The 23602-nt window shown below is 66.8% G+C and carries 16 protein-coding genes and 2 pseudogenes; 7 read left to right on the plus strand and 11 right to left on the minus strand.

Annotated features, from left to right (window positions below; genetic code table 11):
• Window positions 1-71: 71 nt before the first annotated feature.
• The 6 genes from cobD to LL962_RS14580 are packed head-to-tail and all read left to right on the plus strand — an operon-like array spanning window position 72 to window position 5421.
• Entirely contained in the window at window positions 72-1055 is a 984-nt protein-coding gene (gene cobD, locus LL962_RS14555; protein WP_228317437.1) for a threonine-phosphate decarboxylase CobD, read from the plus strand.
• Window positions 1052-2527: a cobyric acid synthase gene (locus LL962_RS14560; protein ID WP_228317425.1), complete on the plus strand. Its 1476-nt coding sequence runs from the start codon at window positions 1052-1054 to the stop codon at window positions 2525-2527. Before cobD ends, LL962_RS14560 begins: the two co-directional genes overlap by 4 nt.
• Complete coding sequence (cobU, locus tag LL962_RS14565) at window positions 2515-3036, plus strand: bifunctional adenosylcobinamide kinase/adenosylcobinamide-phosphate guanylyltransferase (RefSeq protein WP_104586621.1); 522 nt, start codon at window positions 2515-2517, stop codon at window positions 3034-3036. Before LL962_RS14560 ends, cobU begins: the two co-directional genes overlap by 13 nt.
• Complete coding sequence (gene cobT / locus LL962_RS14570; protein ID WP_104586620.1) at window positions 3033-4079, plus strand: nicotinate-nucleotide--dimethylbenzimidazole phosphoribosyltransferase; 1047 nt, start codon at window positions 3033-3035, stop codon at window positions 4077-4079. The genes cobU and cobT overlap by 4 nt, the downstream gene beginning before the upstream one ends.
• A complete protein-coding gene (locus LL962_RS14575) occupies window positions 4076-4690 on the plus strand; it encodes a histidine phosphatase family protein (protein WP_104586619.1) in 615 nt (204 codons plus the stop codon). Before cobT ends, LL962_RS14575 begins: the two co-directional genes overlap by 4 nt.
• Window positions 4687-5421, plus strand: coding sequence for an adenosylcobinamide-GDP ribazoletransferase (locus LL962_RS14580; RefSeq protein ID WP_228317426.1), 735 nt, complete (start codon window positions 4687-4689; stop codon window positions 5419-5421). The genes LL962_RS14575 and LL962_RS14580 overlap by 4 nt, the downstream gene beginning before the upstream one ends.
• Window positions 5422-5441: 20 nt before the next feature.
• Here the strand turns inward: LL962_RS14580 and LL962_RS14585 are convergent, their stop codons facing one another.
• From LL962_RS14585 to LL962_RS14630, 10 genes are all read right to left on the minus strand, one after another.
• A complete protein-coding gene (locus tag LL962_RS14585; protein ID WP_228317427.1) occupies window positions 5442-6638 on the minus strand; it encodes a type III PLP-dependent enzyme in 1197 nt (398 codons plus the stop codon).
• Window positions 6635-8404, minus strand: a complete 1770-nt coding sequence (locus LL962_RS14590) for an IucA/IucC family protein (protein WP_228317428.1) — start codon at window positions 8402-8404, stop codon at window positions 6635-6637. Before LL962_RS14590 ends, LL962_RS14585 begins: the two co-directional genes overlap by 4 nt.
• On the minus strand, window positions 8382-9566 hold the full coding sequence (locus tag LL962_RS14595) for an MFS transporter (protein WP_228317429.1): 1185 nt from the start codon (window positions 9564-9566) through the stop codon (window positions 8382-8384). Before LL962_RS14595 ends, LL962_RS14590 begins: the two co-directional genes overlap by 23 nt.
• On the minus strand, window positions 9563-11365 hold the full coding sequence (locus LL962_RS14600; protein WP_228317430.1) for an IucA/IucC family protein: 1803 nt from the start codon (window positions 11363-11365) through the stop codon (window positions 9563-9565). The genes LL962_RS14595 and LL962_RS14600 overlap by 4 nt, the downstream gene beginning before the upstream one ends.
• Complete coding sequence (locus LL962_RS14605; protein WP_104586613.1) at window positions 11362-12588, minus strand: ATP-grasp domain-containing protein; 1227 nt, start codon at window positions 12586-12588, stop codon at window positions 11362-11364. The genes LL962_RS14600 and LL962_RS14605 overlap by 4 nt, the downstream gene beginning before the upstream one ends.
• A 390-nt stretch (window positions 12589-12978) precedes the next feature.
• Complete coding sequence (locus LL962_RS14610; protein WP_228317431.1) at window positions 12979-15111, minus strand: TonB-dependent receptor family protein; 2133 nt, start codon at window positions 15109-15111, stop codon at window positions 12979-12981.
• A gap of 22 nt (window positions 15112-15133) precedes the next feature.
• Entirely contained in the window at window positions 15134-15871 is a 738-nt protein-coding gene (locus LL962_RS14615) for an HpcH/HpaI aldolase family protein (RefSeq protein ID WP_104586611.1), read from the minus strand.
• A 213-nt stretch (window positions 15872-16084) separates the two neighbouring features.
• The gene (gene ybaL, locus LL962_RS14620; RefSeq protein ID WP_104586610.1) at window positions 16085-17782 is read right to left on the minus strand and encodes a YbaL family putative K(+) efflux transporter; all 1698 of its coding nucleotides are present in this window, start codon (window positions 17780-17782) and stop codon (window positions 16085-16087) included.
• Between the two features lie 748 nt (window positions 17783-18530).
• Window positions 18531-20330, minus strand: a complete 1800-nt coding sequence (locus LL962_RS14625) for a UvrD-helicase domain-containing protein (RefSeq protein ID WP_228317432.1) — start codon at window positions 20328-20330, stop codon at window positions 18531-18533.
• On the minus strand, window positions 20327-22168 hold the full coding sequence (locus tag LL962_RS14630) for an ATP-dependent nuclease (RefSeq protein ID WP_228317433.1): 1842 nt from the start codon (window positions 22166-22168) through the stop codon (window positions 20327-20329). The genes LL962_RS14625 and LL962_RS14630 overlap by 4 nt, the downstream gene beginning before the upstream one ends.
• 178 nt (window positions 22169-22346) lie before the next feature.
• Between LL962_RS14630 and LL962_RS14635 the strand changes: the two are divergent.
• Window positions 22347-23386, plus strand: a pseudogene (locus tag LL962_RS14635) (IS3 family transposase); the annotation flags it as partial.
• Between the two features lie 39 nt (window positions 23387-23425).
• Here LL962_RS14635 and LL962_RS14640 read toward each other — a convergent pair.
• Window positions 23426-23602, minus strand: a pseudogene (locus LL962_RS14640) (IS3 family transposase); the annotation flags it as partial.

Here is a 23602-nt window from a genome sequence, read left to right on the forward strand (position 1 = left end):
CCGTTGCGCCGCGTGCGCAATGCGCAGCGATGGTCGAACCCGGCGCCATGTCGCCCATTCCGGAGCAGCGCATGCTTGAACATGGGGGGCGGTTGCGCCGCGCCGCGCAGACCTACGCCATTCCACTGGCGCACTGGCTGGATCTGTCCACCGGCGTGAGCCCGTTCGCCTGGCCGGTGCCTGCGATTCCAGAGCAGGCGTGGCAGCGCCTGCCCGAAGACGACGATGGCCTGGCCGCCACCGCGGCGGCGTATTACGGCGCGCCGCAGGTGCTGCCGGTGGCCGGCTCGCAGGTGGCGATCCAGGCACTGCCGCTGTTGCGTCCCCGCGGCCGTGTCGGCGTTCTCGCGCCCGGCTACGCCGAGCATGCGCATGCCTGGCGGCGCGCCGGGCACACCGTGGTCCCGCTGCCGGCGGCGCCCTTGCTGCAGGCGGCGGAGGCCTTCGATGTGGTGGTGTTGATCCATCCCAATAATCCCTGTGCGGACAGCTTCGATCGCGATGTGCTGCTGCAGCTGCACGCGCGGCTGGCCGCGCGCGGCGGCTGGCTGGTGATCGACGAGGCCTTCATGGACGCGACTCCGCACCAGAGCGTGTGCGCGCAGACGCAGCAGCCGGGTCTGGTGGTGCTGCGCTCGGTCGGCAAGTTCTTCGGCATGGCCGGCGCGCGGGCCGGCTTCGTGTGCGCGCATCCGTCGCTGCTGGACGCCTTGCGCGAACAGCTGGGGCCATGGACCGTGAGCGGGCCCACCCGCTGGGCCGTGCAGCAGGCCCTGGCCGATACCGGCTGGCAGGTGCAGGCACGCGCGCAACTGCACGCCGCATCGCGGCGGCTGGCGCAGGGATTGCGTCGCCACGGCCTCGTGCCGACGGCCGGCACCGCGTTCTTCCAATGGTGCCAGCGCGCCGATGCGGCTGAACTGCACGTGGCATTGGCACGGCGCGGCATCCTTACCCGCCTGTTCGAGGCACCGGCCAGCCTGCGCTTCGGCCTGCCGCCCGATGCGGCCGGGCAAGCGCGCCTGGATGCGGCGCTAGGCGAGCTGCTGGCATGAGCGCGCGCGTGCTGATGGTGCAGGGCTGCACCTCCGATGCCGGCAAGAGCACGCTGGTGGCTGCGCTGTGCCGCTGGCTGCACCGCCAGGGCGTTGCGGTGGCGCCATTCAAGCCGCAGAACATGGCGCTCAATTCGGCAGTCACCATCGATGGCGGCGAGATCGGGCGTGCGCAGGCGGTGCAGGCGCAGGCCTGCGGGCTCGCTCCGCACACCGACTTCAACCCGGTGCTGCTCAAGCCCAACAGCGACACCGGTGCGCAGGTGATCGTGCACGGGCATCCGGTCGCCACGCTGGATGCGGTGGACTATCACGCCTACAAGTCCACCGCGCTGAGCGCCGTGCTGGCCTCGCATGCACGGCTGGTCGAGCGTTTCGAGGTCGTGCTGGTGGAAGGTGCCGGCAGCCCGGCCGAGATCAATCTACGCGCCAACGACATTGCCAACATGGGCTACGCCGAGGCGGTGGATTGCCCGGTACTGCTGATCGCCGACATCGACCGCGGCGGCGTGTTCGCGCACCTGGTCGGCACCCTGGCATTGCTGTCGGACAGCGAGCGCGCACGCGTGGCGGGATTTGTCATCAATCGTTTTCGTGGCGATCTGGCGCTGTTGCAGCCTGGCCTGGACTGGCTGGAGCGCGAAACCGGCAAGCCGGTGCTGGGCGTGTTGCCGTATCTGCACGGCCTGCAACTGGACGCCGAGGACGCACTGCCGCGGCATGCCGTGCGCAAGCCGCAGGCGCAGTTGCGCGTGGTGGTGCCGGTGTTGCCGCGGATCAGCAATCACACCGATGTCGATGCCTTGCTGGCGCATCCGCAGGTCGAGGTGCAGCTGATCGGCCCGGGTCAGCTGCCGCCGCCCTGCGATCTGATCGTGCTGCCGGGCAGCAAGTCCACGCGCCAGGACCTGCAGTGGCTGCGCGCGCAGGGCTGGGAGGGTGCCATCGCGCGGCACCTGCGTTACGGCGGCAAGGTGCTCGGCATCTGTGGCGGGTTGCAGATGCTGGGTGAACGGATCCACGACCCCGACGGCATCGAAGGTGTGCCCGGCAGCAGCGCGGGGCTGGGCTGGCTGGCGCTGGAAACATGCCTGCATGCGCACAAGCAACTGCATCGCGTGCAGGGGCGTCTGATGCTGGGCGATGCGCCCGTTCATGGCTACGAGATCCACTGCGGCATCAGCACCGGCGCAGCGCTGGCGCGCCCGCTGCTGCGGCTGGACGATGGCCGCAGCGACGGCGCGATCTCCGACGACGGCCAGGTGCTGGGCACGTATCTGCACGGATTCTTCGACCACCCGCAGGCGTTGCATGCCTTGCTGGCCTGGGCCGGGCTGCAACAGGCGGCGCCGCTGGATCTTGCCGCGCTGCGCGAAGCCACGCTCGAGCGTCTGGCAGATGCGGTGCACACCCACCTGGATACTGCCGCCCTGACGCGGCTCACCTGCAAGGAACCGCCATGCGGCAGTTGATCCTGGGGGGCGCCCGCTCCGGCAAGAGCGCCTTCGCCGAACGCCTCGCCGTCGACGCTGCGGCCGAGGTGGCCTATGTCGCCACCGCACAGGCCCTGGATGCGGAAATGCAGCAGCGCATCGCGCATCACCGCCGCCAGCGCCCGCCGCAGTGGCAGTGCGTGGAAGAGCCCATCCACCTGGCAGCCACCCTGCAGGCAGTGGCGGCGCCGCAGTGTTGCGTGCTGGTGGATTGCCTGACCCTGTGGTTGAGCAACCTGCTGGGCCACCCGGATGCGGATGCCTTCGGGCGCGAACGCGCGGCGCTGCTGGACGTGCTGCCGCGGTTGCCGGGGCAGATCGTGCTGGTCAGCAACGAGGTGGGGCAGGGCATCGTGCCGCTGGGCGAACTGACGCGGCGTTTCGTCGACGAGGCGGGCAGGCTGCACCAGGCATTGGCGCTACAGTGCGAGCGTGTGGTGTTCGTTGTGGCGGGCTTGCCGATGGTGCTGAAGGGAGATGCGCAATGAGCAGCGACTGGATCTTTGCCGCCTGCGCGGTGCCGGATGCGCGGGTGCGCGCAGCCGCGCTGGCGCGGCAGGAACAGCTGACCAAACCGCATGGCGCGCTGGGCCGGCTCGAGCGGCTCGCGGTGCAGCTGGCGGCCTGGCAGCGCAACGAACGGCCGACGGTGCAACGGATCTGGATCGCGGTGTATGCCGCCGACCATGGCGTTGCCGCCGAGGGTGTGTCGGCATTTCCGCAGGCGGTCACCGGCGAGATGGTGCGCAACTTCGCCCGTGGCGGCGCGGCCATTTCGGTGCTGGCGCGCGAGCTGGGTGCGCGGCTGGAGGTGGTGAACCTGGGCGTGGTCAACGATCCGGGCGAACTGCCGCGCGTGCGCCGTGCCTGGCTCGCGCCCTGCAGCGCCAATATCTGCGAACAACCGGCGATGACGCCCGGCCAGCTGCGCGACGCGCTCGCCGCAGGCGCAGACAGCATCGCGCAGGCGAGGAGTTGCCAGACGCAGCTGTTCGTCGGCGGTGAGATGGGCATCGGCAACACCACCGCGGCCGCCGCGCTGGGGTGCGCGCTGTTGTCGCAGTTTCCGCAGGCCATGGCCGGCGCCGGTACCGGCCTGGATGCCGAAGGCATCGCGCACAAGGCGGTGGTGATCACCCGCGCGCTGGCACTGCATGCCGATGCCACCACGCCGCTGGAGCGTCTGCGCCGGCTCGGCGGTTTCGAGATCGCCGCCCTGGTCGGCGCCTACATCGCCGCGGCGCAGGCGGGCATTCCGGTGCTGGTGGACGGGTTCATCACCACTGCCGCGGCGCTGGTGGCCACGCATCTCAATCCCGGCGTCCGCGACTGGCTGCTGTTCGGGCACCGCTCGCAGGAGCGTGGCCATGCGGCCCTGCTGCGTGCGCTGGATGCCGAGCCGCTGCTGCAACTGGACCTGCGCCTGGGCGAAGCCAGCGGAGCGGCAGTGGCGATCCCGTTGCTGCGCAGCGCCTGCGCCCTCCACAACGGCATGGCGACCTTCTCCGAAGCGGGAGTCTCCGACGCATGAGCGCGCAGATCACCCTGCTGCGCCACGGTGATACCGGCCAGCGCAGCTATCGCGGCCAGCTCGACGACCCGCTCACCGAGCTGGGCTGGCAGCAGTTGCGTGCAGCCACCGCCGATGGGGTGTGGGATGTGGTGGTGGCTTCCACGTTGCAGCGCTGCGCCTTGTTCGCCAGCGAACTCGCCGCCGCGCGCGGCGTGCCGCTGCAGCTGGACCCGCGGCTGCGCGAGTATCACTTCGGTTGCTGGCAGGGCGTGCCGGTGGCCGACATCGATCGCGACGAAGGCGCGGCGCTGGGCCGGTTCTGGGCCGACCCGCTGCAGCACCCACCGCCGCAGGCCGAGCCGTTCGGCGAATTTTGCGCGCGGCTGTCGGCCGCGCTCGATGCCGTCGTCGCCCGTTACCCGGCGCAGCGCGTGCTGGTGATCACCCATGGCGGTGCCATCCGCGCGCTGCGTTGCCTGGTCGCCGGAGGCGGCTTCGGCGCGATGACCGAACTGGCGGTGCCGCACGCCTCCCTGCATCCGCTGGCCTGGCCACCGGCCGACGTCGCTGCCAGCGCGATCCCGGCGTTTCCGCCTGCCGCCTCGCCGTCGACGCCCGACGCAGCATGATCGACGAGCTGCTGGCGGCGATCGGGTTTCTGACCCGCATTCCGGTGCCCGCCAGGGTGTTCCTGCGCCCCGGCGCGCAGGCGTATTCGCTGCGCTGGTACCCGGTGGTCGGGCTGTTGCTCGGTGCGTTGCTGTGCGCGCTGGCCTGGTGCCTGCGCGATGTCGCGCCGCTGCTGGGCGCCGCGCTGGTGTTGAGCCTCTGGGTGTGGCTGACCGGCGCGCTGCATCTGGACGGGTTGGCCGACATGACCGACGCCTGGGTCGGTGGCATGGGCGAGCGGGCACGCACGCTGGCGATCATGAAGGACCCCACCAGCGGCCCCATGGCGGTCACCGCGGTGGTTCTGGTACTCCTGCTCAAATGCACCGCGCTGGCCAGCCTGCTGATGCAGGCGCCGACCGCGCTGTGGCTGGCGCCGCTACTGGCGCGCACGGCCCTGGTGGCTGCCTTTCTGAGTACGCCGTATGTCCGCGCCAATGGTCTGGGCAGCGCGCTGTCACAGGCGCCACGCGCAGGCCTGTGGCTGGCGTTGCTGGCGGGTGTGGCGGCGTGCACCGCTGCCGGGTTGTCGCGTGCAGCGGTGTGCATCGGGATCGCCACGTTGGTGTTCGCGCTCTGGCGCCGGGCCTGCATGCGGCGCCTGGGCGGCATGACCGGCGATACCTGCGGTGCCCTGGTGGAACTGACCGAAACTGCTGTGCTGGTGGTGTTGGCGGTGTGGCTGGGCTGAACCGCCTGCGCCGGCCGGCGTCAGCCATCGGCCGGCAGGAACACCATCTGCGGCGGCGGATGCATCAGGAACCGCTGATGCGAGATGTTCCATGCATACGCGCCCGCCAGGGCGAAGGCCAGGCAATCGCCGGGGGCCAGCGCGGCCACCGATTGCTGGCGCGCCAGTACGTCCTTGGGTGTGCATAGCTGGCCGACCAGCGTGACCGGCGTATCGGCAATCACCGGTGCGCGGGTACCGCGCAAGACGCGGAACGGATGGTCGTGCGCCTGCGCCGCCGGGGTGCGGAAGTGGTGGGTGCCCCCGCGCGCGATCGCGAACCATTCGCCGTGGCTGCGCTTGAGATCCAGTACTTCCATCAGGTACCAGCCGCAGCTGGCGCTGACATAGCGGCCCGGTTCCAGCCGCAGGCGCAGGTCGGCACCATCGGCGCGCAGCAATGCCGGCAGCCCGGCGCAGAAGCCGGCCCAGTCGAACGAGGCTTCCGGCGTCAGATAGTCCACGCCGAAGCCACCGCCGGCGTTCACCCGCAACGGCCCCAGCGCATAACTCTGCCGCCACTGCTGCACGATGCGCAGATAGGCAGCGATCAGATGCAGCTGGGCGCGGGCATCGCGCTGGTGCGACATCAGGTGGAAGTGGAAGCCCACCAGCCGCAGCGACGGGCTGACCCGCAGCAGGTGCATGGCTGCATCCAGATCCTGCGGATCCAGGCCGAACGGCGAGGGCTGCCCACCCATCATCAAGCGGGTGCTCTGCGCACCGGGCACGGCGATGTTCATCCGCAGGAACACCGGCACGCAGCGGCCGGCCTGCGCGGCGATGGCGGCCAGACGCTGCAGCTCGCCCAGGCTTTCCACGTGCACGCTGCAGTCGGGCAGGGCGGCGGCCTGCGCCAGTTCGCTGTCCAGTTTGCCCGGCCCGCCGAACAGCAGGGCCGCGTGCGGCTGTTGCGCATGCAGCCAGGCCAGTTCGCCGCCGGAGGCGGCTTCGAAACCGTCCACATGCGGCGCCAGCGTGCGCAGAATCGGGGCCTCGGCATTGGCCTTGGCGGCGTAGAACAGCTCGCACTGCGCCGGCAGCTGGGCGCGCATCCAGGCCGCGTGCGCATCCAGTGCCGCCAGTTCATAGACATATGCGCACAGTGGGCCATCGCTGGCGGCGCGCAGCTGCGGCAATGCCCGGGCGAGGGCGGCCGTATCGATCCGCAGGCTCACGCCGCCACCTGGCGTGCCGCGGCGATCGGCGCGATCGGATTGGCCAACGCGGTGTAGTCGGATTGCCGATCGGCGCGCTGGTACAGGCGCGTGCCCAGATTGTTCTTGCCCGGCAACGGCGCGCCTTCGACCAGGCCCTGCAGCGCGGGCTGCGCGCCATGACGTTGCTGCCAGCGCACGGCGAGCTCGCCCACGCAGCGCCATAGCCGCGCCTCCAGCACGTCATCGCCTTCGCTCAGGTGGAAGATGGCCTCGGCCAGGTTGTTGACCAGCGCGCAGTACGCCACCCGGTTCCAGCCCTGTTCGGGCGTGTAGTACAGCGATTGCCGCGCGCGCTCGCCCACACCATGCAAGCGTGCTTCCGGCCAATGGTGGGCGAGCAGCTTGGTGCCTTCCAGATCGCGGACCCACACGCGTGTGGGCCAGCCGTCGGCGAAACCGATCACGGTGTTCTGCAGGTGCGGCTCCAGCGCAATGCCGTGCTGAAACAGCGCGCTCCATACGCCGTCCAGCAACAGACCGGCGTAGGCGCGGAACCACAGCAGCGTGCAGCTGGGCCGATCCAGCTGTGCGCCGGCCAGCGTCTGCAGGCGAGCCGCGCACACGCTGCTGCCTCGTGCATCGCAGGTGAACAGGGCGGCGGCCACCTGTGGCTGCCAGCGGGCGCGCTGCGCGGCGGGGATGGTCTTGCGGTACAGGATGCCGAAACTCTCGGTCAGCGCGCGTGCCGCCAGCGGATCGGCGTCGTGCAGGGCGCGATCGACCTGCGCCACATCCAGCGAGGTGGCGGCCGGCTCCAGCATCACGTCGAAGCCCGGCACCTGCGCCGCCAGTGCGCACCAGCTCGGCGCCAGCAGTTCGGTGAGCGCCACGGCGCTTTCCAGCTCGTACCAGGCGTTCTTGCGAACGCAGTTGGTCAGCCGCACATGCACCGAGCATTTGAGGAAGTAGTCCAGCTGCGGGTGGTACAGCGTGCGCACCGACGACGTCGGCCGCAGCGTCTGGCCGCATGCGCCCACCGGCTCGATCAAGCCGCGCGTTTGCAGGGTGCGCAGCAACGGATCGTCGAGCAGGCGTTGCGCCTCCCACGGGTGGCAGGGGTAGAGCGTGTCGCTGCCGCTGAGCTGGCGCAGGCTGGCGCGCACGTCGATGCCCTGGGTCCGCACCAGGCGCGGGTCGATGCGGAACCAGAACAGCTGGAAGGCCGTGCGCGCTTCCGGCGCGCATGCCAGCACCTGATCGAGCGCGACGCCCTCGCGGCTTTTCGGGGTGGGGTGCAGGGCATGCCCCCATAGCAGCGACTGTTCGGCATCGATCATCGCCTCGCCGGTCGGTACGCTGGCATGCGCCTGCCGCAATGCTGCGGCGGTGACCGCCACGCTGTTGGCGCTTTGCGCGAGCAGCTCTGGATTGACCGCCTGCGTGCTGCCCAGCGATTGCAGCAGCGTGCGCGCAAGCGCATGCGCATCCAGGCCATGCCAGGGCTGGCCGCCACCCTTGAGAAATGGGGTGGAGACGAAACGGCAGCGGCCCAGCCGGTCGGCGTGGGCGATGCGGACGCACAGCGTGCCGGTTTCGCCCAGGTCGATGCGCAGCCAGCGCTGCTCGGCCATGCGCGGGCCAGGACGATCCAGCCCGCGATAGTCGAAGTCGGCCGCCCGCCGCGGAATGGCGAACTCGCGCAGGTAGCAATTCAGCCAGCAGGCGCAGGCCTGCGCATCGGCCATGCTGGCGTACCAGGGGTCATGCATCGTGTGCGGGGACATCGGCAGGTCTCCTCGAGGGAAAGCGCACCAGAACGGTGAGCGCAGCGATGGCCGCCGCCACTGCGGCGGCCAGGAAGGGGGCAGCAGGGCCGGTGGCTTGCGTCAGCGCACCGGCAGCGGCACCGGCAAGCACGCCGGCCCACTTGCCGCAGGCGTCGAAGCGGCCGAACAGGTGCCCGGCGCCATGGCCGTTGGCCACCAGCGCCAGGCTGCGATTGAGTCCACGCAGTCCAGCCAGCATGCCGAGGCCGAACAGCAGGCGTGCGCCGGCCAGCGCCACCGGATCGCGCAACATCGCCTGCCAGACGCAGGCCAGTGCGAACATCGCCAGGCCGGGCACCAGCCACGCGTCGCCATCGCCGCGCCGCCACCAAGGCAGCACCACCAGGTAGACCAGGTGCGGCAGGCTGTAGAGCAGCCCGGCCCAGGCGTCGTGCCCGGCGCCGCGTGCCAGCGCGTACGGGATGAAGTACGGGAAGGTCACCACCATCGCGAAGCAGAACAGGAACTGCGCCAGCAGCAGGGCCGGCCAGAGCGACGCGGCTGCCGCCGACGCGGGTGCCGGCGGTTTGCCGTTGCCCGGGCTCGGTGCCGCGACAGCCGGGCGTGCGGCCGGCCGGTCTGCCGGCAGCCGCCAGGTCAGTGCGAAGGCGATCAGCGGCAACAGCGCCAGCGCGCGGTACAGCGACTGCGCCGGCCCCAATGCCAGTGCGAGCCCGAGCAACGCGGGTGCGCTGACCATCGCCAGCCGCGCCGAGTACTGCGTCCAGTCCAGTGCACGCGCCAGCGGCCCGGCCTGCGGCTGGCTGGCCAGGTAGGCGTTGGCGGCCGCCAGCGAGCCGCCACAGGCGCCTTGCACGATCAGGCCGATCACCAGCCAGGTCAGGGTGGGCGCGAAGCCGGCGATCGCAAAGCCCAGCGCCAGCCCCAGTTGTGCGCGCAGCAACGAGCGCTTGCGGCCATAGCGATCGGCCAGTCGCCCCCAACTGCTGGCGGTCAGCGCCGTACACAGCGTCGGCAGCACATACAGCACGCCGCTCCAGCCCACCGCGGCGCCCGGCGCCAGTTCGGCCAGTACCTGCGGCAGGAACAGCGGCATGCCCAGGGCGGTGAAGGCCGCCAGGTAGTGCGCCGCCAGCACCGGGCCCAGGATGCGCTTCATCGCTGGGCTCCGGCCTGCCGCGGCGGTGCCGGCTGCGCCTCGGCGAACGCGCTGCCGAACGGATTGGGTGCGCTGTCGCCGTAGAACTTGTTGATGTCGGCCGCGCCGGTGAGCTGCTTGCTGAGCAGGCTGCCTGCGCTGAGCAGGTACTTCACCGGCAGGCGTGGTGCGGCCAGCAGGCGGTACGCCGGTGCAGTGTCGATGCCTTCGGCGTGCAGCTGCTCCAGTGTCTGCAGCAGTTGCCGTTGCAGCTGCGCCTGCAGGGCTGCGCGCAGGGATGGCTGCCATTCGGCCAGGCCGTCCAGTACCGCCTGCAGATCCAGCTGCAGCACGATGGTGCAGAACATCCGCGCCAATGCCTGCGTATCGTCCACCGCGATGCGTGCATCGTGCAGCGGCCCCAGCGCGGCGAGGTCGTGCAACTGCGCGCGCAGCCACGGCATGGCGATACGCGCGGCGTCGTTGTCCTTCATCAGCAGACGTACCGGCTGTCCTGCGGCATAGACCAGCACGCTGTTCTGCTGGTTGGCTTCCAGCGCAATGCCGTAACGCAGCCACAACCGCAGATGCACCGCGAGCAGCAGTTCGGTGTAGTCGCGCCACCAGGCGTGCAGGTCGCCTTGCGCGAACCGTTCGGCCAGATGGAGCGCCATCGGCCGGCCATCGGGCAGCAGCGCACACAATGTGGCCACCGGTACCAGCGTGGTGTCCTGCAGGGGTGGATAGCGCCGCAGCAGATAGGCCAGATGCCGGGCCTGGCCGACGTGTCCGCCATGCGATTCGTCCACGAATACGCAGCGTCCGCGCAGCGCCGGATCCAGCGCATCGATACGCCGCAGCGCGCGTTCCAGCCAGTGCCCGTCGTACAGGGTCGAGGGCTTGATCAGGCGCAGGTTCAACGCGCCGAGCGTGCGCATCGGGATCGGCAGTTTGAGATGCAGATGCGGGTGCTGCAGCGGCACCAGCGTGCGCACCGACAAGGTGGGGCGCACCTCCAGCCAGGGCTGCGCTGCGCGCAGGGTGCCGGAAGGCAGTTCGAAGTCCGGCTGGTCCAGCCGTTCCCACACCAGCGGATGCACCGGCCACAGCGCATGCGAGTCCGCAAGCGCTGGCGACAGTCCCACGTCGGCGAAGTCCGGCCACAGCTCGGCCGGCGCTGGGCTGGTGCAGCTGAGCAGCGCCTGCGGCACCGCCAGCCAGCGCAGCTTGAAGCTGGGCGCGAACTCCGGCGCGTAATCGCGCAGCTCGCCGGGGTCCAGCCCGGCCTTGGCGCGTGCGGTCGGGTAGAACGGGTGGTCGCGGTAGCTGGCCAGCTGATCGCAGCGATACGCGCGCTCGGCCGCATCGGCGTGCTGCAATGCATTGGCCAGCGCCGGCGCCTGCGCGGCATAGGCCTGCCGCGCCAGACCGCGGTGGGTCGCCGCGCAGTCGGCTTCGTCGGCGTAGGCGCGGTGCAGGCGCCGGGTTTCCGGATCGAGCCCGTTGCCCATGCGCTGCAGCCATGCCTGCGCGCCCTGTTCCAGCCGGGCACCGGCGGCGTCCTGCACGATCCAGCGGTCGTCGCAGGCGCTGATCGCCTGCAACAGACCCTGACGACGCACCGGCAGCCACAGTGTGCCGTCGGGCAGGTGCGCGATCTTCCACCAGCCATCACCGGGCACGGCGCCAGGCCACTGCGCAAGCAGTTGCGCATCCGGGCTCGCCATGCCACCACGGCTGACGATCGCGCGCACATCCTCGCGGAGACAGGCATCGATGATGCGAATGGCGATATAGCGTTGGTCATCGGCATGGTTCATGCGCGCAGCTCCGCCTGGTCGATCCGCCACTGCAGGCCCGCTTCGGCCTGCACCACCGCCTGTTGCAGCGCCTGTGCATCGCTGGCCAGCGCGCTCAGGACGCCCAGGTAGTCCTTGTTGGAGTGGCTCAGCCGGATCTGCTCGCCGGGGGCGCGCATGCGCCGGTATTGCACGTCGCTGTGCGCGTCGTGAAGCCGACGGTCTTCGCTGGCAACCACCAGCTCGCCATCGTGCTCAGCCACGTAATAGCGCAGCAAGGCGTGCGCATGCGCGCTGCGCAGCTGCGGCAAGGGCTGGCCCAGGTGCGGCGCCAGCGCGGCGGCGAACCATTGCTGGCCGAACATCGCATCGAGCAGGAATTCGCGTCGGTCGCCGATGCTGCGGTAGTTGATCTCCACCAACACCGGGCCGTCGGCGGTGAGGATGAATTCGCTGTGGCACAGGCCGAAGTTGACCCCGAACACGCGCAGTTGCCGCAATGCCTGTGCGATCACCGGCGTGTCTACCTGGCCATCCCAGTGCGCTTCGCATTCGACGAAATGCGGCGGCGGCGACAAGCGCACCTTGAATCCGCCGATGGCCTGCAGCGTGTGTCCGTCGCCCAGCGTTTCCAGCGTGAACAGTGGCCCTTCCAACATGCCTTCCAGCAGCACCGTGCGCTGCGGGTGACGTTGCCAGAGATCGTCCAGGTAGGCCTGCAACTGTCCGATGTCGGCGCAGTGGCGAACGTCCAGGCTGGCCACGCCTTCGCGCGGCTTGGCCACCACCGGCCACGGAATCTGCGCCGGCAGTGCGGCGCCGGGCGCCAGCGTGCAGAACCACGGCGACGGCAATCCGTGCGTGCGCAGGCGCTGCCGCATGGCGGCCTTGTTCTTGGCTGCATAACACACCTGCCAGTCCTTGCCAGGCAGGCCCAGCCCGGCCGCCACCAACGCAGCGCTGGTCTGCAGATGGTCGCTATTGCTGAAGACTGCGCGCGGTGTCACACCGGCGTCGTGCAGCAGATCCAGCACGCCCAGCGGATTGAACACGTCGCACTCGATCACCCGTTGTGGTGCGAGCGAGGCGTGGTCGCGGAAATAGGCGAGGTGATCGAGCAGGTGATCGGTCAGCAGCCAGACCGGGATGCCTTGCGCGTGCGCGGCAGGCACAAAGCCATCGGTGATGGCCGGGTGGCAGACATGGCTCAGGATCACCAATGGTGCGTGGGGAACAGCGTTCATGGCAGTTCTCGTTCGACAGGGACGGTGGAGTGACCGGTATTCAAACGGGCTGCCTGGCGCCGCAAGCGGCGTTGGGTGGCCTGCGATCCAACGATCGCAATGCCGCGTGCTGCGGCGCTGATGCGTGCCTCGTGCACGCCGTGTGTTCTGCGGCAATCGCGGGCGACCGCCATTGCCGTCAGGCGCGACCGAAGCCCCTGATCATCGGTCGCGTGTTGCTGTTGCTCTGCTGGTGCAGCGCCGGCCTTACCTCACGTGCAGTCGTGCTTCCAGTAGACATCACGCGTGTCGATCGGACCGGTGCGCAGCCGGAAGCGATCGCAGCGTCCGCGAAGCGGGCCGTGGCGCGGCGCATTCCCTCGCATCGCCCTGCTGCTAGCTGTGCAGCTGCTAGAACGTGTACTCCAGGCCGGCGGTCACGGTGCGTCCGGGTGCGGCCTGGCGGCCCCATGGGCTGGTGTCCACGCCACGGAACCAGTACTGCCGGTCGAACAGGTTGTTGATCGCCAGCGATGCGCTGAATCGCTGTCCATCGCGTTCGAACAGGGTATGGCTGACCTGCGTGTTCCAGACCATGTACGCGGGCAACCGGCCGACCGACGCGATGGCGTTCTCCTGCACGGTATTGGCCGCATCGCTGAAGGCCTTGCTGAAGTAATAGCCCGACAGCGCGACAGTGGTATGACCGAGCGCGTAGTTGCCGCCCAGGGTGATCTGGTTGCGCGAGGTGAAGGGCACGCGGAAGCCGCGGAACGCGCCCGATTCCTGGCTGGCATCCAGATACGCGTAGCCGGCGTTGAGGGTGAGCGCGCGCAGCTGTTCCGGGCTCCATTGCAGCTCCACCTCGCCACCCTGGTGGCGGGTCTTGCCCAGGTTGCGGAACACGCGGGTGGTGTTGTCCAGCTGGATCTGCTGATCGAAATCGATCAGGTAGGCACCGACCTGGATGCGGGTGCGGTCGTTGGGTTGGTAGCGCGTGCCGGCTTCGTAGTTCCACGCCAGCTCGGCGTCCAGATTGTTGCCGAAGATGATCTGGGTGACCTGCGGCGCACGCAGCGAGCGTTGTCCGTCGGCGTAGAAGAACCACTGCGCGTTGGCCTGGAAGCCGACGGTCAGGCCGGGCAGCACGTCGCGGGTCTGGTTGAGCGTGCGCAGGCCGTTGGCACGGTTGAAGTAGCGCGAGTCCAGGCGCTCGTAACGCAGGCCGGGGGTGATGGTCAGGCGCTCATCCGGCAGGGTGATGGCGTTGCTGACGTAGGCAGCCAGCGCGCGGTCCTCGAACTGCCAGTCGCGTACCGTGGTGAACAGCCCGTCGCGCAGCCGCAGGTTGCCCACCAGGAAATCGATGTCCTCGCGCACCGCACGCACGCCGGCGGTCCATTGCTGGCGCACGCCACCGGCCTCTCCCATGGTCCAGGTCAGGCGCGGTTCGCTGCCGACCACCCGGAAATCGCGCGGCGCGGTCTGGCGCAACTGCGGCGGCAGATCCGAACGCCAGGTCTCGGTTGCTGCCTGCCGCATGCCGACGATGAAGTTGCGGCTGCTGCGCGCGCTGAAGTTGGTCCAGGACAACCGGACATCCGTCAGCGGCCCCCAGTCGCCAAGCAGTTGCTCATAGACCAACGATGCCCTGGTCGTACGGCCATTGAAGCTGTCCAGCGGTCGCGTGGACTGGCGCGGGTCGCGCCGGTAGTCGGCCGGGCTCAGTGCCCCGGCCAGATCCATGTCCGCCAGATAGCGCTGCACGCTGGCCTTGATCAGTTTGGTGTCGTCCAGCCACCACTCCGCGCGCACGCGCAGGTTGCTGATGTCGGTATCGCTGTGCGCCCGCCAATACTCGCCCCAGCTGCGGTTGGCATCGACCTGCATGCCGAAGTTGTCGGTGAGATAGCCGCCACTGCTGAGTGTGCTGTCCTGCAGGAACTGTCCCTGGCCGCCCGCAGTGACCTTGTGTGCCAGCGTGGTGCTCCACTGGCTGGGAATGTCCTTGCTCACCAGATTGATCACCCCGCCCACATTGTTCGGCCCGTATTGCACGGCTGCGCCGCCGCGCACGATGTCGATGCGGTCGATCTGGTGCAGGCCGACCGGGAACAGCGACAGGCTGGTCTGCCCATACGGCGCCAGCGCCAGCGGAATGCCGTCTTCCAGCACCTGCACCCGGCCGCTGCGGCTTTCGTACAGACCACGCAGCATGATCTGCGGCAATGCCCCGGTGCCGGTTTCGTCGAAGATCTTGATGCCCGGCACGCGTTGCAGCGCGTCGTCCAGCGAGCGGTTGCCGCCGTTGCGCAACTGCGTGCGATCGATCACCTGCCTGCTGCCGGCATAGCGTTGCACGTCATCGGGTCTGGAACGCCCGAGCAGACTGCCCTGCACCTGGATCGCATCCAGTGCACGGATGGGCGTCTGGCCCTCGGCGGCATCGGACGCCGGCGTGTCGGCGGCCGCGGCGTGCAGCGGCAGGCTCAGACTGACCACCGCGATGGCAAGGCTGAGGGCGTGGAAACGGAACGTCGACATTGCAGCGTGCTCCTGCGGGCAGTTAGGGGGCTGGCGCGGCGAACGTGGCCAGATGGCCGCGCAGCGCGCGTTGAATCAGGGCGCGATCTTCGCCGGCCAGCAGCCAGCGCAGCTCCGGCTGCTGCAGCCAGTGTTCGCGTTGCGCGTCGGTGCGCGGATTGGGACAGAACGGCACACCGGCGGCGCGGCATTGCGCGTGCAGCTGCAACAGCAGCTCCCACACCTGCGCATGCGTGGGCTGCGGGCCCAGGCCCAGATCCAGCGCGAGATCCAGTGCGCCTTCCATCACCAGCGTCACACCCGGCACGGCCGCGATCTGCGGCAGCGCGGCGATGCCGGCTGCGCTTTCGATCATCGGTACGATGCGGATTTGTGTGTTGGCCTGTGCGATATAGGTAGGAAGATCGATGGTGCCGAAGCCGGTCACGCGGCCACCGGTGATGCCGCGCCGGCCCAGCGGCGGAAAACGCGCCGCGGCCACTGCCTGCGCCACCTGCGCGGCAGATTCGGCGCGCGGTATCACGATGCCGCGCGCGCCGGCATCGAGTACGCGACCGATCAATTTCTCGTCCACCTCCGGCACCCGCACCCAGGCCTCGCAGCCGGACAGCTCGCAGGCACGGATCGCATGTTCCAGTTCGTCGGGCGCGCGCAGCACGTGCTCCAGATCGAGCACCACGAAGCCGTAGCCGATGCGACCCAGCAGCTCGCACAGCTGCACACCAGGCAATGCATTGAGAATGCCAACCGCCAACGCCATGGAAGAGGTCGCCAGTGAAACGGGCGCTCATCCTGCTCCGGATGGGAATGATTATCAAGTGGATTTGTTGGGCAGTTTTCGGTGTCCTGGTCGCAGTTTGATCAATGAATGATGGCGAGCCGTTCCGCACTGAACCACCTGCAGGAACGAAAAACCCGCGGGCGCTGCCGGCGGGTTGCGTTTGGTCCAGCGCTGCGTCATCCCGTCTTGCGGTTACGACGCCGGCACGTTCAACGCACGGTACGGCGGGGTGGACATCACCATTTCGGCCAGCGAATACGCCAGCTCGCGCTCGGCCAGGACGGCACCGTCGGCGCCGTGTTCGAGCAGGTGCTTCACTTCCGCGTCGCTGTGCGCCCGCGCCAGCAGGGTCAGCGACGGATTGATCGCGCGTAGTTTGGCCAGCGCTTCGCCGGCTTCCAATGGTTGCGGGATGGCCAGGATCGCGATCTTGGCGTGCTCGGGGCTGGCCTCGGCCAGCACCCGGTCGGCGGCCGCGCTGCCGCGGATGCCGGGAATGCCGGCGGCGTGCGCCTTGGCGACGTGCTCGCCGTTGTCGTCGATCACCAGTACTGGCACGCCACGGCTGTGCAGCAACTGCGTCAGCGCGCTGCCGACCCGGCCATAGCCGATCACGATGGCGTGGCCGCCCGTGGGCAGCGGCGGACCGGGCGGCAGCTCCGGTTCCACAGCCGCAGGCGCGTCCTGCGCCTGCCTGGCCTGCCAGCGGTCCAGCCACGAGAACAGGAACGGATTGGCCACGATCGACAACAGCGCGCCGGCCAGGATCAGATCGCGCCCGGTCTCGGGCAGGATCGCCAACTGCACGCCCAGGCCCGCCAGGATGAAGGAGAACTCGCCGATCTGCGCCAGACTGGTGGAAATGGTCAATGCAGTGCCGGTCGGGTGCCCGAATGCCCGCACGATCACGAATGCCGCCAGCGATTTGCCGACCGTCACGGTCAGGAATGTGGCCAGGACCTGCCAGGGGTGCTCGACCAGGATCATCGGGTCGAACAACATGCCTACCGAGACGAAAAACAGCACGGCGAACGCGTCGCGCAGCGGCAGGGAATCGTTGGCCGCCTTGTGGCTCAGTTCCGACTCCTTGAGCAGCATGCCGGCGAAGAAGGCGCCGAGCGCGAACGACACGCCGAACAACGTGGCCGACAGGAAGGCCACACCCAGCGCAATGCCGAGCACTGCCAGGGTGAACAGCTCGCGCGATCCGGTGGCGGCGACCTTTTCCAGCGACCACGGAATCACCCGGCGCCCGACCACCAGCATCGCCGCAACGAAGGCCACCAGCTTCAGCACGGTTACACCCAATGCGGCCAGCAGTGAATGGGATTCGCCGGCATGCGCAGCAGCCGGTGCGCCATTCCCCACTACCTCGGCCAGCGCCGGCAGCATCACCAGCGCGATCACCATCACCAGGTCTTCGACGATCAGCCAGCCCACCGCGATGCGGCCGCGCTGGGTGTCCAGCAGCCGGCGCTCTTCCAAGGCGCGCAGCAGGACCACGGTGCTGGCCACCGACAGCGCCAGCCCGAATACCAGGCCGTGCATCAGCGGCCAGCCCATGCTCCAGGCCAACGCCCAGCCGAGCAGGGTGGCCACCACGATCTGCGCCAGCGCACCGGGCACTGCGATCCACTTCACCTCCATCAGATCGTCGAGCGAGAAATGCAGGCCCACGCCGAACATCAGCAGCATCACGCCCAACTCGGACAGCTGGTTGGCGATGTCCTGGTTGGCGACGAAGCCGGGCGTGAACGGTCCGACACAGACGCCGGCCAGCAGATAGCCGACCAGCGGCGAGAGTTTCATCTTCTGCGCGAGCGTGCCCAGCACGAAAGCGACCGCGAGGCCGACGGCGATGATGTCGATGAGGCTGGTGTCGTGATGCATTCCAATCCGTTGTGAAGTATCCGGGACGATGGCGACGTGAGGCCTGGCAGCGACGCTGCGCCTGGCGTCGCCGGCGGGCATGACGTTGCTGATGGCGGGTGTTTCGGCGCGAAGGAGACGGGACCGCAGACGCTGGTCCGGTTGGCCGGCCCTCATAGTACACAGTGCTTGATTAACGCGATGCGACACGCAACCCATGCGCAAACGGGCGCGCGCAAGGGCGCACGCGCCGTGGCTGCGCTGCGGCGACATTCCTCTTCGGCGTTCCTCGTGACGGAGATGCGGCTTGCGGTCGCGCGATCACGGCACGCCTTCGCAACGCTGCCTGGCAGTCATCGAAGCGCGGCCTGCAGGCGATGCGTTACGGCGATCTGCACCTGAGCTCGCGTGCGCGCCCGTGGTCGGCCAGTTGCAGGCGGCTGTTCGAGCCGGCGCGCACCTGCAACGCGGCGGTCGCGGTCGGTTGCGCGCATGCCGCCGATCGCCCCGCATGCGCGTCTAGACGGGCAACCAAAGGTTTGTCGCCATCCGCAACCATAGGTTGAGCCAATTTCCTGCTTCCATTGGCGCAACTATGGTTGCCAAGCACTCATAGTCTCCCCCGCTGACCGGCAGGAACCCAATTCCATCGAGGGAAGCGTATTCAGGTCCGATCCAGCGGAAAACCTATGCTTGCTCCCATTCAGCTTCATCTCCTGCGTTGACGTTGATGCCAGTGCCGCGTTGGGTTGCTGTCCAATACGCCCATTCAGGGGGAACCGCTGCCATGTCCGGCCGTTGGGGCTGCAGCCGTAGCGGTTGCGTCCTTGAAGCCCTTTGCTTGGAGATCGGCACGAAGGCTCTTCAAAGCTGTTGCAGGGACAGCCAACCACAGCAGATCCCTTGCCCGGGTCACAGCCACGTACCCGATTCGCCCGTCCTCGGTGGAACCTCCGCCTAGCAGTGCAGATACATGCGGTTTCGTTGCCATGTAGAGGACGGCATCCAGGCTTTCGCCCTTGACCTGGTGCACGGTACTGATTTTGACCCGCAAGGGCTGATCGGCACCTAGGTCAGGCGGGCTCATTAGCGGTGAGCCGGGCAAACTCCTCTTCGAGAGCCGAGCACCGAGCGTGGACGATGTGTGGTTGAGACCGTGGGCTGTGCTCAGATTGGTCATCATGACCCTTACACGTTGCAACAGTGCCGGCTGCCAATCGCTAACAGCGGGCAGCGCCGCGCTGGGCAAGCCCGAGACCGGATCTCGCGTAAAAGCCCAAATGACACGACGAAGTGCTCGTTCCTCTGGGTACCTAGCAGGCTGAGTCAGGCGAGCAACGATGCCCTTGGGCGCGTTGTCGATCAAACCCATGATGGCAGTTGCCACGAGTCTGAATGCTGTTGAGTAGTCGGAGTGGATATCGCGCACCATCGCTGCCTGGGCAAGGATCTTGGTCGTTCCCACGCCAGGCGCACCCTCATGCCCAGCCAGCTCGTTGGCCCACTTGCGTGCGCGGCAGAGCACGGCGGAGCGTGTTGGGTCCAACCCAGCGGAGACCACTGTTGCCTGGAAGGCCGCCACGACCTTCTTCGTATCGGCAGTCGTGTACGGAACGAAGTAGGCCCCGTGGAGCGTAGGTGGCACGGTCCTATCCGGATCGTCCGTGCGCGCCGAGATTGCGTTGGCGAGATCGAGTACGGCCGGTACGGACCGATAGTTCCGCGTCAGGGCGGCCGCAGAAACACCGGGTTTGCTGTGGTAGCTGGACAGGAACGAGCCGGTCGCACCCATGAACTCGTAGATGCCTTGATTGGGATCCCCAATAAGGGAAATCTGAGAGCCTGCTTGGCTGAGCCTCTCAATGATCACCTGGTGCAGGATGCCGATATCCTGGGCTTCATCAATGAGGATGTGGGGATAGCGACGCGCAAGGACTCGGAGGATCTCGGGTTGTTCGCGGAGGGTAAGGTCGACCCAGTAGCGCGCCAGCTCGTGGGTGTAAGCCCCCAGTTTTCCCAAGGCTGCGGCAACCTTTGGGCCATTGTTGATCCTCGCCAGCATGCCGGAGTTCTGATAGAAGAAGCCCGTTGCAGCCCCAGAAGGGCCTATGACAACGCGATGGATATGCCCTTGGGGCACTGGGTAGCTATCGGTTCTTGGCGATTCCACCCAGAAGCGATAGTCCTTTCCTAAAAGGAATGACTCGCTCCCTGATAGCAAGAACGGGGTCGTGGTACACCCCATCGTCCGATGGGCGTGGGGTCGCAGAATATTTGTCGTAATGAACCCGTCCAATGTGTCGATCTCGACACGCTGGTGGGACGGGATCTTGAGCAATCCCATTGCGAGTGCCTGGTACTCGCGCCTGAAGGTCTCCACGGCGATGTTCGAGAAGGACAGGAGCGCAACCCGGCCCCGGTGATCACCGAGGCATTGACGTATGTGGACCAGCCTGCGTACAGCCGTGAAGGTCTTCCCACTTCCCGCGCAAGCGATGACCGACATCGGATGCAATGGTGCCGTGATGATCTCACCCTGTTCAACTGAAGGAGCAGTATCCGTGCTCATTCGTCTTCAGCCTTCTTCGGGTCAGGCTGACAAGCGTGCTCGACTGCAGACTGGATGTACTCCGGAACAGTGAATTCTTCCTTTTTCGCCTTGGCGATCAGGTACGCCAAAGCTTGTGCAAAGCGCCCCTTCTGGACGTTTCCGTTCTTCCTCTCGAACATTCCGCTGAACAGTACGCGAGCCTTCTCTGCATCTCCCGTAGCGGCGTCTACCTTCTTCTCCAGGTTCGCAGAGATCTTCGGGTGTAGCTCCTTAAGCGCCGCAAGCATGATCTTGCGATTGCCGGCGTACAAGGCCAAGTCATACTCAAGCGTCTTCAGCCCATGGAAGATCTTGAGATATGAATCCTCGAACTTGAGCATACTCAAGGTATTGGCGGACACCTGCACCTTGTCGCCGATCGAAGGGTAGACAGGAGCCGCCTTCTTCTTTCTACTAGAGGTCCCATCTTCCGGCGCATGGTCGTTCGCTTCTGCGCTGCCATCGCCCTTTTCCTCTTCCTCTTCATCCTCTTCACTCGGACCTGTTGGGTCTGCATCAGTAAGCACGGAGACAGGAATCTTCAGCGCCTTCTCGCCGAACAGTGGAATGAATGAGTCGAAGTTGAGGCCTTCAACGCTGATGAGGCTTACCCCATGCTTACGTAGATCGTGACCGCACTTCTCCGCGAGCACACTGACAAGGACCAATTCCGCAGCCCCCTCGACCAGGATTGCGCGGCGTGCAAAGAAAAGCTCAGCCCGAGTGACGTCCAAATAGCGCTCAAGCTTCTCACGCTTTCCGACAGAAAACTTGATGTCTCGGGGAAAGAAAGTCTCCACCTTGATTCCGGTGTCAACAAGACAGGTGAGACTGTCGAGGTTGGCGATGCTGGCAAAGTTGGGTGAGTGGCTGGTAACGAACAGCTGGACAGGCTTCTCTTTGTCCACTGCCTTGATGGTCTCAAAGTATCCTAGGAGCACAGCCTGCAATTGGGGATGCAGATGTGCCTCGGGCTCCTCAATGATCAGGCCTCGATAGCTGGCTTGCGGGTTCTTGGTCAGCTCGCTGAGAACGACCGCCATGAAGATCAGATTGTTGAATCCGAGCCCATTTTGCTCAAGCTCGAACAGATCTACGGTAAGGGAGAGGCGCGAAGCCAGGCGTTGGAAATCGCTGACGCTAACCCCCAGCTCGAGCAGCTGGGACAGCTGTGGCCCCAACATCTCGGAGTGGCGAGTGGTTATCGCCTTATGGGTGCTCACAATCGGCGCTTTCGTCTTGAGCTCATCATCCAGCAGCTTCAGTGCCTTATTGATCTCGATCTTGCCATCGTCATCAACGAGCAGCTGAAACAGTCGGGACAGCTGGCTTGTGCGGCCGGGCCTAAGAGCCTGAGAAGCATCGCGCAGGGGCTGTAGATAGACGCCACGAAGGTTTTCCATCATGTCCGCTGTCAAGCCGACATCATCATGGTCTCCGCACCAGCGCTTCGCTCTAAGTCGCCCCGTCTTATCCGCCTCGGAGAAGCTGATGGTGATATGCGCCTCCATCTGCCCGTCCTTGGCAGGCTTCAGGGCAGTCATGAAGTCAGCTTCATCATCGGGGCTCAACCCTCGGAAGATGTACTTGAACACGATGTTGCCGCTAGGCGATCCTGTCTTCGGCCGATGAATATCGTCCGAGTCCAACCGCGGGTAAGGTTCATCGTGCCCGGCAAGGAGAGACCTCAACGCATCGACAATGGCGGTCTTGCCCGCGTTATTCGCACCAACCAGGACGTTCAGTCCACTTTGGAAGTGCAGTACTGCGTTGTTGATCTTGCGGAAGTTCGAGATAGACAGCTCTGCCAAATACACCCTGATGTCTCCTTGTGCTCATGGCGGCGTAGCCGCCTCCTGTCCCTAGCTGCAGCACGACGATGGCCGGCTGACAGCTCCTATCTACCTGGGCAGATTCTACTCAGTTCAGGGGTGATACGCCCAGTGTTTCCAAGACATCTCACGGTCGTAGAAAATGACTGATTGGGAGGTGTCCATGAGCAGCAAGCGGTATACGGATGAGTTCAAGATCGAAGCGGTCCGGCAAGTGACCGATCGTGGGTTCAAGGTGGCAGAGATCGCACAGCGGCTGGGGATCACCACGCACAGCCTGTACGCGTGGCTGCGCAAGTTCGGCAAGCCCGGCGTGGTGCAGCGTGCCGAGGTGGACCAGAGCGCCGAGGTTCGGCGGCTGAAGACCGAGTTGCGCCGGGTGACGGAGGAGCGCGACATCCTAAAAAAGGCCGCCGCGTACTTTGCCAAGGGGTAAAGGCAAAGTACGTCTTCATGCAAGCCCACCGCGAAGAGTTCAGGGTGTGCGCGATGTGCCGAGTGTTGCGGGTGAACCGGGCTGGATACTACGCGTGGCTGAAGTCACCCGACAGTGAGCGCGCCAAGGAAGACGAGCGCCTGCTGGGGCTGATCAAGCACCACTGGCTGGCTAGCGGCAGTGTGTATGGGCATCGCAAGATCGCGAAGGATCTACGCGATCTGGGTGAGCGTTGCAGTCGCCATCGGGTGCATCGATTGATGCGCGCCGATGGGCTGCGTGCCCAGGTGGGTTATGGTCGCAAACCGCGCTTCCATGGCGGAACGCCGTGCAAGGCAGCAGCCAACCTGCTGGATCGGCAGTTCGACGTGACCGAGCCGGACACGGCCTGGGCGAGCGACTTCACCTTCATCCGTACGCAGGAAGGCTGGATGTACCTGGCTGTGGTGATCGATCTGTTTTCCAGGCAGGTCGTCGGCTGGGCGATGCGCGATCGAGCCGATACCGAGTTAGTCGTCCAAGCGCTGTTGTTGGCGGTGTGGCGGCGCAAACCCAGTGCTGGTTGCCTGGTCCACTCGGACCAAGGGTCGGTCTACACCAGCGATGACTGGCAGAGCTTCCTGGTGTCCCACGGCTTGGTGTGCAGCATGAGTCGGCGTGGCAACTGCCACGACAACGCGCCCGTGGAGAGCTTCTTCGGTCTGCTCAAACGCGAGCGGATCAGGCGGCGCATCTACCCGACCAAGGACGCCGCACGCGCCGAGGTGTGAACCGCCCCGGCTTTCCCGGAGGCCCCTTGGTTTGAGTCACGCCGACATGGCGGACTCGTTGGGTTGTTTGTGTTTGGAATAATAGTTGGCTTCGGCCTCGGCCGGTGGGATGCTGCCGATCGGCTCAAGCAAGCGGCGATTGTTGAACCAGTCGACCCAGGTGAGCGTGGCCCACTCGACCTCTTCGCGCGTGCGCCAGGACGACTTGCGGTG

Origin of the sequence: Xanthomonas sp. NCPPB 1067, from assembly GCF_020783795.1 — a bacterium.
In the GTDB taxonomy this organism is placed as follows: domain Bacteria; phylum Pseudomonadota; class Gammaproteobacteria; order Xanthomonadales; family Xanthomonadaceae; genus Xanthomonas; species Xanthomonas melonis.